Annotated in this window: 13 protein-coding genes and 1 tRNA gene; all 14 read left to right on the plus strand. The window is 64.7% G+C overall.

What is annotated here, in order from left to right; translation table 11 throughout:
• The first annotated feature begins 4 nt into the window (after positions 1–4).
• The gene (nifN, locus tag A6A05_RS16700) at positions 5–1375 is read left to right on the plus strand and encodes a nitrogenase iron-molybdenum cofactor biosynthesis protein NifN (protein WP_068503771.1); all 1371 of its coding nucleotides are present in this window, start codon (positions 5–7) and stop codon (positions 1373–1375) included.
• A gap of 34 nt (positions 1376–1409) precedes the next feature.
• Positions 1410–1826: a nitrogen fixation protein NifX gene (gene nifX, locus A6A05_RS16705; RefSeq protein WP_068503773.1), complete on the plus strand. Its 417-nt coding sequence runs from the start codon at positions 1410–1412 to the stop codon at positions 1824–1826.
• 6 nt (positions 1827–1832) lie between these two features.
• Positions 1833–2279 carry a NifX-associated nitrogen fixation protein gene (locus A6A05_RS16710; protein WP_068503774.1) on the plus strand — a complete coding sequence of 149 codons (447 nt, stop codon included), beginning with the start codon at positions 1833–1835 and terminating at the stop codon, positions 2277–2279.
• Positions 2280–2300: 21 nt separating this feature from the next.
• Positions 2301–2597, plus strand: coding sequence for a ferredoxin III, nif-specific (fdxB, locus tag A6A05_RS16715; RefSeq protein ID WP_068503777.1), 297 nt, complete (start codon positions 2301–2303; stop codon positions 2595–2597).
• Positions 2598–2613: 16 nt separating this feature from the next.
• The gene (locus tag A6A05_RS16720; RefSeq protein ID WP_068503779.1) at positions 2614–3207 is read left to right on the plus strand and encodes a nitrogen fixation protein NifQ; all 594 of its coding nucleotides are present in this window, start codon (positions 2614–2616) and stop codon (positions 3205–3207) included.
• A gap of 135 nt (positions 3208–3342) precedes the next feature.
• Entirely contained in the window at positions 3343–3654 is a 312-nt protein-coding gene (locus tag A6A05_RS16725) for a HesB/IscA family protein (RefSeq protein WP_068503781.1), read from the plus strand.
• A gap of 5 nt (positions 3655–3659) precedes the next feature.
• Positions 3660–4820 carry a homocitrate synthase gene (gene nifV / locus A6A05_RS16730; RefSeq protein ID WP_068503814.1) on the plus strand — a complete coding sequence of 387 codons (1161 nt, stop codon included), beginning with the start codon at positions 3660–3662 and terminating at the stop codon, positions 4818–4820.
• 67 nt (positions 4821–4887) lie between these two features.
• Entirely contained in the window at positions 4888–5292 is a 405-nt protein-coding gene (locus A6A05_RS16735) for a bacteriohemerythrin (protein ID WP_068503783.1), read from the plus strand.
• 58 nt (positions 5293–5350) lie between these two features.
• Positions 5351–5440, plus strand: a tRNA-Ser gene (locus A6A05_RS16740).
• A complete protein-coding gene (locus tag A6A05_RS16745) occupies positions 5413–7467 on the plus strand; it encodes an O-linked N-acetylglucosamine transferase, SPINDLY family protein (protein ID WP_156521109.1) in 2055 nt (684 codons plus the stop codon). The genes A6A05_RS16740 and A6A05_RS16745 overlap by 28 nt, the downstream gene beginning before the upstream one ends.
• 214 nt (positions 7468–7681) lie before the next feature.
• The gene (locus tag A6A05_RS16750; RefSeq protein ID WP_068503786.1) at positions 7682–8080 is read left to right on the plus strand and encodes a winged helix-turn-helix domain-containing protein; all 399 of its coding nucleotides are present in this window, start codon (positions 7682–7684) and stop codon (positions 8078–8080) included.
• Positions 8081–8153: 73 nt separating this feature from the next.
• The gene (modA, locus tag A6A05_RS16755) at positions 8154–8918 is read left to right on the plus strand and encodes a molybdate ABC transporter substrate-binding protein (RefSeq protein WP_068503788.1); all 765 of its coding nucleotides are present in this window, start codon (positions 8154–8156) and stop codon (positions 8916–8918) included.
• Positions 8919–9034: 116 nt separating this feature from the next.
• Positions 9035–9232 (plus strand): hypothetical protein, encoded by a 198-nt coding sequence (locus tag A6A05_RS16760; RefSeq protein ID WP_068503790.1) that lies wholly within the window; start codon positions 9035–9037, stop codon positions 9230–9232.
• Positions 9233–9354: 122 nt separating this feature from the next.
• Positions 9355–9534 carry a hypothetical protein gene (locus A6A05_RS16765; protein WP_068503791.1) on the plus strand — a complete coding sequence of 60 codons (180 nt, stop codon included), beginning with the start codon at positions 9355–9357 and terminating at the stop codon, positions 9532–9534.
• The last annotated feature ends 357 nt before the right edge of the window (positions 9535–9891 follow it).

Here is a 9891-nt window from a genome sequence, read left to right on the forward strand (position 1 = left end):
GCCGATGGCCCTGATCGTCAGCCACGGACATCCCGTTTCGTCGAACCCGCTGAAGCTGTCGGCCCCCCTGGGCGCGGCCATGGCCTTCATGGGCATGGACAAGACCATGCCGCTGCTGCATGGCAGCCAAGGCTGCACCGCCTTCGCCCTGGTGATGCTGGTGCGCCACTTCCGCGAGGCCATCCCGCTGCAGACCACGGCGATGAACGAGATTTCCACCATCCTGGGCGGCATGGACCATGTCGAGCAGGCGCTGGTCAATATCGCCAAGCGCACCAAGCCCAAGGTGATCGGCCTGATTTCCACCGCGCTGACCGAAACCCGCGGCGAGGACATGGAAGGCGACCTGAAGGTGATCCTGGGCCGTAATCCGGAACTGGCCGACACCAAGGTCGTGCCGGTCTCGGCGCCGGAATTCGAAGGCTCGCTGGAAACCGGCTGGAGCAAGGCGGTCACCGCCATCATCAACAATCTGGTCGAGCCGGTCTCGGGCTCGGTCCCCGACGGCGCCCGCATCAACATCCTGCCCGGCATCCACCTGACCCCCGGCGACATCGAGCATCTGTGCGACATCGTCGAGATGTTCGGCCTGAAGCCGGTGGTGCTGCCCGACCTGTCGGGCTCGGTCGATGGCCATGTGCCGGACCATTTCATCCCCACCACCCTGGGCGGCGCCACGATCGAGGCCGCCCGCCACATGGGCAAGGCCCGGCTGACCATCGCCATCGGCGACCATATGCGCGGGGCCGCCGAGGCGCTGCACGAACGCACCGGCGTTCCCTTCCTGGTGTTCGATCGCCTGACCGGCCTGGAAGCGGTCGATCGCCTGATGGTCTGCCTGTCCACCGCCGCCGGCAAGCCGGTGCCGGCCCGGCTGCGCCGCGCCCGCAGCCAGCTGGTCGATGCCATGCTGGACGGCCACTTCTATTTCGGCGGCCGCTCGTTCGCGGTGGCCGGCGAGCCCGATTTCCTGTGGAGCTGGGGCAAGTTGCTGGCCGACATGGGCGGCGAGCTGGCGGCGGCGGTTACCACCCTGCCCCAGCCCTTCCTGGCCGAGATGCCGTGCGATCGGGTGATCGTCGGCGATTTCGACGATCTGGAAGACCAGATCCTGGAAGCCGGCGGCGTCGATCTGGTGATTTCCAACACCAATGCCCGCCTGACCTGCCAGCACCAGGGCATCCCGCACTTCCGCGCCGGCTTCCCGGTCTATGACCGCCTGGGCGGCGCGCACCGCGTCACCATCGGCTATCGCGGCACCCGCGACCTGATCTTCCAACTGGCGAACGTGCTGATCGACCATCCCGGTCACGGCCACGCCGCGCCCCCCCATCCGATGGAGGTGGCCGATGCTGCGGCGCCTGCGGCTGGTTGACGATCCCGCCCATCGACCCGTGAAAGGAGCTCACATGCGACTTGCCTTTGCCACTCACGACCGCACCCACGTCGATGCGCATTTCGCCAGCGCCAAGACCTTCCTGTTCTACGATGTCGGCCCGGATTCCTATGCCTTCCTGGAAGCTGTGCAGTTCGGCACCGTCACCCAGGAAGACGGCAACCATGACGAGGGCGAGGACCGCCTGGCCACCAAGATCGATGCGCTGGGCGGCACCTCGCTGCTGTTCGTGCGCGCCATCGGCGGCCCGGCGGCGGCCCGAGTGGTTCGCGCCAAGGTCCATCCCATCAAGCTGCCCAACGACGAAACCATCACCGCGGTGATCGACCGGGTGCAGACCATGCTGAAGACCAATCCGCCGCCGTGGCTGCGCCGCGCCTTGAAGGATTCCGAAGGCGGCGACGAACGTTTCATCGATGACGAAGGCTGACCGACCATGGATATCGAGACCATTCCCCATCCGATCGTGCAAAGCCTGGTGCGCCTGATCCGAGCCGAGGATCGGAGCGGCGCCTTCGACGCCGATTCCGACGAGGAATTGCTGGCCCCCTTCATCGTCACCAAGGCCGAAAAGCGCGAGATGCCGATGTTCGGCGATCCCGATCCCGACATCCTGGCCCGGGTCGAGAAGTTCTATGGCGCCGTCGCCATCGAACTGGAACAACGCACCGGCCGCGCCGTGGTGCCGATGTTGAACATCCACCATGAAGGCTGGGGCCGGGTGCTGCTGATCGCCGGCCGCTTGGTCGCGGTCAAGGCTCATGTCCGCGAGCTCCATCGTTTCGGCTTCGAGACGTTGGCGCAGCTTGTTGAAAAAGCAGAAAAACTCGTCGTCGAGGGTGTCACCTCGATCGAGACCTACCCCGCCGTCGCCGACGCCTGATAGCCCACAAGGAGCAAAGACATGACCGTGACCTTCACCACCCGCGATGGCACCCCCTGGGTTCCGCAATATCTGGACAGCATCGACAAGGAGCTGTGCATCGGCTGCGGCCGCTGCTTCAAGGTCTGCACCCAGGGCGTCCTGAAGCTGATGGGCATCGACGACGAGGGCGAGTGGTGCGACCCGTTCGACGACGATGTCGAGGTCGAGCGCAAGGTGATGACCGTCGACAAGTCGGGCGCCTGCATCGGCTGCTCGTCGTGCGAGACGGTGTGCGGCACCAACGCCCAGAAGCATTCGGCCCAGGCGGCCGCCTGAGCATAGGAGGATCGCGATGGATGCTCACTCACTCTATCGCGTCCTGATGGGGGGCGAAGATCGTTCCAGCGACTTCGCCCGCCATCTTCTGGCTTGTCCGCTGGCCTTGGCGGCATCCGAGGGCGAAGACGGCCTCGATGCCCGCCTGGGCCTGTCGGCCAACGCCCTGACCAGCCTGATCCTGGCCCACTTCCCCCATGCGGCCGCCTATCTGGCGCAATTCTTCGCCCCCGACGGCGACGGCGACCAGCCGGCCAGCATCGAGGAGCCCGACCTGCGCCGCCTGCTGCTGGACAATTCCAGCCTGACCGGCCCGGAAGGAATATGGCTGGCCCATATCGTCGCCCGCCGTTGCCTGCAATCCAACCATCTGTGGCAGGATCTGGGCCTGACCGACCGCTCTGACCTGTCGCGCCTGATGGCCATCGCCTTCGGCCCGCTGGCCCTGACCAACAGCCGCGACATGAAGTGGAAGAAGTTCTTCTATCGCGAACTGTGCCAGCAGGAAGGCGTTCTGGTGTGCAAAAGCCCGGTCTGCGCCGCCTGCACCGACGTCGTCATCTGCTTCGGCGCCGAGGAAGGCCTAAGCCTGCTGGCCAAGTCGGCCTGACAAAGCCCTGTCGGGTTCGCGACATTGTCGCCCCTGCCCTTCGGACAAAGCGCGGATTTCCGCGCTTTTTTCGTTTGGCACCGCCTTTGCTTAGAAAACACCAGCCCCCCCCGTTTCCGTTCAAGGAGACCCGCCATGCTGACCATCACCGACAAAGCCGTGTCCGTCCTGTCGTCGCTGTGCGCCGAGCAGGCCGCCTCGTTGCGCATTTCGGTCAATGCCGGATCGTGCTCGGGCATCCAGTACGACATGAGCCTTGAAGACGAACCGGCCGACAATGACGAAGTGCTGACCTTCGGCGCCTTGAAGGTGCTGGTCGATCCGCCGTCAACCATGTGGTTGACGGGCGTGAAGGTCGATTATGTCGATGAGGGCGAAGGCGCCGGCTTCAAGTTCGAGAACCCGGCCCAAGCCAAGAAGTGCGCCTGCACCGGCAAGTGCGGGTGACCGCCATGACGACGCCGGTGGTTAAAACGGCGCCCGCGCCGGTCGTCAACGACACCACGCTGCGCGACGGCGAACAGACCGCCGGCGTCGCCTTCACCTTGGCCGAAAAGCTGGCGATCGCCCGCGCCCTCGACCGGGCCGGCGTGCCGGAGATGGAGATCGGCATCCCGGCCATGGGCGAGGACGAGATCGCCTCGATCCGCGCCCTGGCCGAGGCCGGTCTGTCGGCCCGGCTGATCGCCTGGTGCCGCATGCACGATTCCGACCTGGCCGCCGCCAGCCGCACCGGGCTTTCCACCATCAATCTGTCGGTGCCGGTGTCCGACCTGCAACTGGCCGCCAAGCTGGGCCGCGACCGCGATTGGGCGCTGGCCCACATCGCCACCATGGTCGCCAAGGCCCGCGACCAGGGCTTTACCGTGCTGGTCGGCGGCGAGGACAGCTCGCGCGCCGACCGCGACTTCCTGCTTCGGGTGGTCGAGGCCTGCCAGCAGGCCGGCGCCCAGCGTTTCCGCTTCGCCGACACGCTGGGCATCATGGACCCGTTCGACACCCGCGACATCTTCGTATCCTTGCGCTCGGCCTGTGACATCGAGCTGGAAATCCACGCCCACGACGATCTGGGCCTGGCCACCGCCAATTCGCTGGCCGCCGTCAAGGGCGGCGCCACCCATGTCAGCACCACCGTCAACGGCCTGGGCGAGCGCGCCGGCAATGCGCCGCTGGAAGAGGTGGTGGTGGCGGTCGAGCATCTGTACGGACTGGATACCGGCATCGCCAAGACCGACCTGGCGGCGATTTCCCGCCTGGTCGCCGATGCCTCGGGCCGGCCGGTGCCGGTCAACAAAAGCATCGTCGGCGACGCCATCTTCACCCACGAATCCGGCATCCATGTCAGCGGCCTGCTGCGCGACCGCCGCTCGTACGAAGCCATCGACCCGCGCGACCTGGGCCGCGCCCACCGGGTGGTGCTGGGCAAGCATTCCGGCCTGACCTCGGTGCTGCACGCCGCCCGCGAGGCCGGGCTGGACCCCACCGGCGAGCAAGCCGCCCGCATGCTGGCCGCGGTGCGCCGCCATGCCGGCGAAACCAAGACGCCGCCCAGCCGCGACGACCTGCTGCGTTTCCACCGTCAGGCGATCGGGGCGGCCAGCCCGCTCAACTGAACCGCTTCTCGCCTGCCCCGGTTTGGCTTATGCTGAACCGGATAGTCGATAGGCGGAACGGGCGAAGATGGACGCGGCTTGGAAGAAGCAATACGAGACCGGCAATCCCCGCATCGATTTCGAGCACCGGGTGTTCCTTGATCTGGTCAGCCAATTCGGCGCCGAGGCCGAAAGCGACGCGTTGCCCGACCGGCTGCGCCGCACCGCCACCGAGATTTTCAAATACGCCGATTTTCATTTCTACAGCGAAGAGACGCTGATGCTGGATGTCGGCTATCCCGACTTCGACCACCATCACCAGATTCACATCAGCCTGTTGAACGAGCTGCGCCAATATATCGAATCGATCATCGTCGATTCGGCCCGAGCCATCGACATGAGCCAGTTCCTGTTTCAGTGGTTCGTCGGCCACACGGTGGCGGAAGACACCAAGCTGGCCCGCTATGTGGCGGCCGCATCTTCCTCGACCTGACCTTAGCGACCCCTGTCTTGCCCTGGGCCGCCCGTGCCGCTACAAAGGAGCGCATCGCGGATGGGTGGCCGAGCGGTTTAAGGCACCGGTCTTGAAAACCGGCGTAGGGGCGACCCTACCGTGGGTTCGAATCCCACCCCATCCGCCAATGTACGTCGTCCATTTCGCCAGCTGCCGGAGCTACTTTTGCGCCCATCGCCCCATGCCGCCTTCGCTGTGGCCGTCCAGCTCTTCTCGGCCGGGCGGTTGCAGGAATCCGATGCAGAGGCCCGTAAGGCGCTGGCGACGTCTCCCGGCGATCAGCAGGTTTTGCGACTGTTGGCGGCGATCGCCTACCAGCGGGCTGATTTCGCCGGTTCGGCGCGAATTCTTCAGCAATTGGCCAAGCGCTCGCCAACCGACGCCATGTTGCAAAACGACCTGGGCGCGGCGCTCGAAAAGATCGGCAAGAATTCTTTGGCCGCCGCGGCTTATCAGGCCGCGGTCAGGCACGCCCCAGGCCTGGCTGTGGCTTGGCGTAACCTCGGCAATGTCCAAAGCGCTTTGGGCCGCTGGTCGGACGCCGTGGCGAGTTATCAGAATGCCCAGCATCATGGCTTGGCCGACCGGGCATTGTTCCACAACATGGCCTTGGCCCACGAAGCCTGCGGTCAGACCGACCGGGCAGAGCAGGCCTATCGGGCGGCACTGTCGCACGGTCCGGTCGGCCCAGCGACCGTATCGGCGTTCGCCACCTTTCTGATGGGGCGCGCCCTGGCCTTCGACCGCGCCGACACCGACAAACAGGCGGACAATGCCGAGGCCGCCCGACTGCTGACAGAACTGGCCAAGTTTGTCCCGACCGATGCGTCGGTGCAGGTGCGGCTTGGCGACCTGGCGCTGGGGCGCGGCGCCCCCCACCAGGCGTTCAATCATTATCGGCAGGCCCTAGCCATCAATGCCGACGACATGACGTGTTGGAAGGCCATGCTATCCACGGCCCTCCATCTTAACCATTTGACCCTTGCCGAGCTGGAAGCGCTGCACCGCCAATACGGTCAGCGGCTGCAGGATCTGGCCGGCCGAAACCCGCCGAAAGCCCGCCGGCCACGAAAGGCCGGCACCAAGCTGCGAATTGGTTATCTTTCGTCGGATTTCCGACAGCATTCGGTCGCGCGAAACATGTTGCCGATCATTTCCGCTCACGACCGAGACCGCTTCTCGATTCATTGCTACGCCGATATCGCCCGCCCCGATGAGATGACCCGCCGCTTCCGCGAACTGGCCGACGGTTGGCGGGACATCCATGGAAAGTCAGATAAGGAAACGGCGGAAATCATCGCCAGTGACGGTCTCGACATTCTTGTCTGCCTTGCCGCCCATTTTGACGCAAACCGTCCGTCAGTCTTGGCGTGGAGGCCGGCACCGGTCCAGGTCAGTCTTCATGACGTCGCCACGACCGGCCTGTCGACGGTAGATTACCTTCTGGCCGATCCGGTACTGGCCCCGCGTCGCGGACCGGAATTCTTCGCCGAACGGGTGTTCCGGCTGCCAACCTTCTACCATGCGAATTTTCCCGCCGACGCCAGCGCACCAAACGAACGGCTTGGTCAAGCCCCGCCTGTCTTCGGCTTCTTTGGCAACCCCGCAAAAATATCGCCGGAATCCCTGATGGCCTGGGGCAGAATACTGGCGGCACTGCCGGACGCCCGCATGGTGTTCAAGTATTACGACCGCTTCGCTGACCAGGATCTGGGACGATCAATCCGTCAGGCCATCGAATCGGCCGGAGCTTCGGCAGAGCAAGTGATGCTGGTGACCCAGTCACAGACCACCGCCGACCATCTTCAACACTATGACGGCATCGACATCGCCCTGGATTCGTTCCCGTTCTGCGGTTCGACGACCACTTTTGAAGCCTTGGTGATGGGCAAACCCATGGTAACACTGGCATCTGACCGGATGATCGGACGATGGAGCGCCTCGATGCTGAAGGCGTTGGGTCTGACAGATTTGGTCGCGGTTACCGTCGAGGACTATGTTCGCATCGCGGTCCAAGCAGGGCATTCTGTCGCCAACTGGCGAACCAGGGCTGGTGAAATACGCGAAACATTGCGGACCTCCAGCCTGTGTAGACCGGACCTCCGGACTCGCCAGATCGAGCGGTTCTACCGTGCCGTAGCCAGTCGGCAATAGCCTGGCGGAGAAAATCTGATATTTGCGTCCGACGCAAAAGTCAGATTCCTTCCACCCGGCCTACGGCGCCGTTCCGCCTGCTACATGTTCACGCCTTTAGCTGACGTCCAGACTCAACCACGGTGTCGTCATCCCGCGAAGAGCCGCCGATCACCCCATTCTCGCGAATCGGCGTTCATGCTACCGTCGCCCCGTCGTGATCCGGGGACCTCGCATGGCCGAGCATCGTCATCAGCGTTCGTTGAAACTGCGCATTCGCCTGTGCTCCTTCGCCGCCCTGGGGCCGGGCAAGGCCGATCTGTTGGCCGCCATCGACCGGTGCGGCTCGATCACCGCCGCCGCCAAGGATCAGGGCATGTCCTATCGCCGCGCCTGGCTGCTTATCGACGAGTTGAACCGCGCCCTGAAACAACCGGTCCTGGCCACCTCGGTCGCAGGCGCCACCCTGACCGCCACCGGCCGGGAAGTCCTGGACCTTTACCGCGCCATCGAAATCAAGGCCCAGGCCGCCGTGGCCTGCGAACTGGCCAGGATGGAGCAATTGCTGGCCGACGAACTGCCGCAAGCCCCCGAAGGATGTACCGGCAAGAAGTCCCCTGCCCCTTGCTCCTGACCCGGAAGATTGCTGTATCCACACGGATATGATATCGAGTTGAATATCGCTCGATGACCAGGGGGTTGCACCGATGAAGCGCCTTTTGCACGCCTTGACGCTGATCCTGATGGGCTGCGCCGCCGCCGGCCCGGTCGCCGCGCAGGAGGTGACGGTGTTTGCCGCCGCCTCGCTGACCAACGCCCTGACCGAGGTGGGCGAGCGTTTCGCCGCCACCGGCCAGGGGCGGATCAAGCCGTCCTTCGCCGCTTCGTCGGGTCTGGCCAAGCAGATCGAGAACGGATCGCCGGCCCACCTGTTCGTCTCGGCCGACCTGGAATGGATGGATTACCTGGCCTCACGCCGGCTGATCGACCCGGCCAGCCGCATGAACCTGTTCGGCAACGGCCTGGTCCTGATCGCGCCCAGCGATTCGAAGCTTTCCGGGGTGGCCATTGATTCCGCCACCTCGCTGGCCAAGCTGGCCGGCGACGGCCGCATCGTCACCGGCGACCCCGATCACGTTCCGGTGGGGAAATATGCCCGCCAGGCCTTCCAGGCGCTGGGGCAATGGAACCAGATCGAGCCCAGGCTGGCCCGGGTCGATAGCGTCCGCGCCGCCTTGGCCCTGGTCGAACGCGGCGAGGTGCCGTTGGGCGTGGTCTATGCCACCGACGCGGCGATGTCGAAGAAGGTCAAGGTGCTGGCCACCTTCCCGGCCAACCTGCATGCCCCGGTGGTCTATCCGGCGGCCTTGGTGGCCGGCAACCCTTCCCCGGCCGCCAAGGCGTTCCTGGCCTTCCTGGCCGGACCCGAGGCGAAGGGCATCTTCGCCCGACACGGATTTAGGCTGAACTAACAAGGCCAAGGGCGGATTTTTCCAGAACCCCTCTAGACTCTTTAGCGGAATCGGCTCCTAATGATCGCACGGCGCATTATTGCGTCTGATTGATGACTTTACGAAGGAGGACATGCATGAAGGTTATTGCTGCTCTCGGGCTTACCCTTGCCCTGGCCGCCTGTGCCGGCCGTGGCGAACCGGCCGGTTCCTTCTTCGACCCGGTGTGCATGCCGGACGGATCGGTCGCGTGGCGCCAGCTGTCCGACGACAAGGGAGCGTTCACCGACCCGCGGGCCAAGAAGGAATATTGCGCCTGGAACAAGGCCAAGTAGGCCGGTTCCGCGCTGTTTCGGGGAAAGGGGGCCAGCGGCCCCCTTTTTCATTGCTTGACCGTCATCACGGCGCCGACCTTGGCGATGGCTCACCCTGACCGCCTTTGGCAGGGAGGGACCCGATGAACGATTCACAGATCGCGGTGGCTTTCGGCATGGTGGCGATCCTGACCACCGCCGGATTGTTGTTTCGCCAGCAGGCGCTGGGATGGAAAGGGCTGGTCGCGGTCGTCTTGTTCACCGCCATCGTCGGCGGCTTTATCTTCGTCACCCTGACCGAGGTTTTACCGGCCAGCCTTTGATGTGACTCGTTGGCCGGTATTCTGCCGCCATTGCGGCGGCGGCCAAGCCCGCGGATGCGGGCGCTAAGGCAGAGGGGCGATACAACCGGTCATGTGTGGACGGCCCCTGCGTTGCAAGGAGATTTTCACGCAATCACGCCCCGGTCGGGTGCAGTCATGTGTCCGGCCTGTTTGTGCGGCACTCTGACCGCTGGCCATGATGTGATCCGCGAAACGGCTCCCGATCAATTCAACGACCTCGCGGGCCATGACTTGTTGTGGGTTTTGCCGTTCGTTGGATAGACCGGTCGCCATCACGCTTTCATCGCCCTCGCAACTGGTTCGCTGTCGTGTCGTTGTCAGGCGGTCTGTGCCACC

This window comes from Magnetospirillum moscoviense (assembly GCF_001650635.1).
Classification (GTDB): Bacteria; Pseudomonadota; Alphaproteobacteria; order Rhodospirillales; family Magnetospirillaceae; genus Magnetospirillum; species Magnetospirillum moscoviense.

Bases quoted from the DNA above. Each gene is read 5' to 3' on its own strand.
- nifN (WP_068503771.1), top strand. From the start codon at position 5: ATGGCCCTGATCGTCAGCCACGGACATCCCGTTTCGTCGAACCCGCTG.
- nifX (WP_068503773.1), top strand. From the start codon at position 1,410: ATGCGACTTGCCTTTGCCACTCACGACCGCACCCACGTCGATGCGCAT.
- A6A05_RS16710 (WP_068503774.1), top strand. From the start codon at position 1,833: ATGGATATCGAGACCATTCCCCATCCGATCGTGCAAAGCCTGGTGCGC.
- fdxB (WP_068503777.1), top strand. From the start codon at position 2,301: ATGACCGTGACCTTCACCACCCGCGATGGCACCCCCTGGGTTCCGCAA.
- A6A05_RS16720 (WP_068503779.1), top strand. From the start codon at position 2,614: ATGGATGCTCACTCACTCTATCGCGTCCTGATGGGGGGCGAAGATCGT.
- A6A05_RS16725 (WP_068503781.1), top strand. From the start codon at position 3,343: ATGCTGACCATCACCGACAAAGCCGTGTCCGTCCTGTCGTCGCTGTGC.
- nifV (WP_068503814.1), top strand. From the start codon at position 3,660: ATGACGACGCCGGTGGTTAAAACGGCGCCCGCGCCGGTCGTCAACGAC.
- A6A05_RS16735 (WP_068503783.1), top strand. From the start codon at position 4,888: ATGGACGCGGCTTGGAAGAAGCAATACGAGACCGGCAATCCCCGCATC.
- A6A05_RS16750 (WP_068503786.1), top strand. From the start codon at position 7,682: ATGGCCGAGCATCGTCATCAGCGTTCGTTGAAACTGCGCATTCGCCTG.
- modA (WP_068503788.1), top strand. From the start codon at position 8,154: ATGAAGCGCCTTTTGCACGCCTTGACGCTGATCCTGATGGGCTGCGCC.
- A6A05_RS16760 (WP_068503790.1), top strand. From the start codon at position 9,035: ATGAAGGTTATTGCTGCTCTCGGGCTTACCCTTGCCCTGGCCGCCTGT.
- A6A05_RS16765 (WP_068503791.1), top strand. From the start codon at position 9,355: ATGAACGATTCACAGATCGCGGTGGCTTTCGGCATGGTGGCGATCCTG.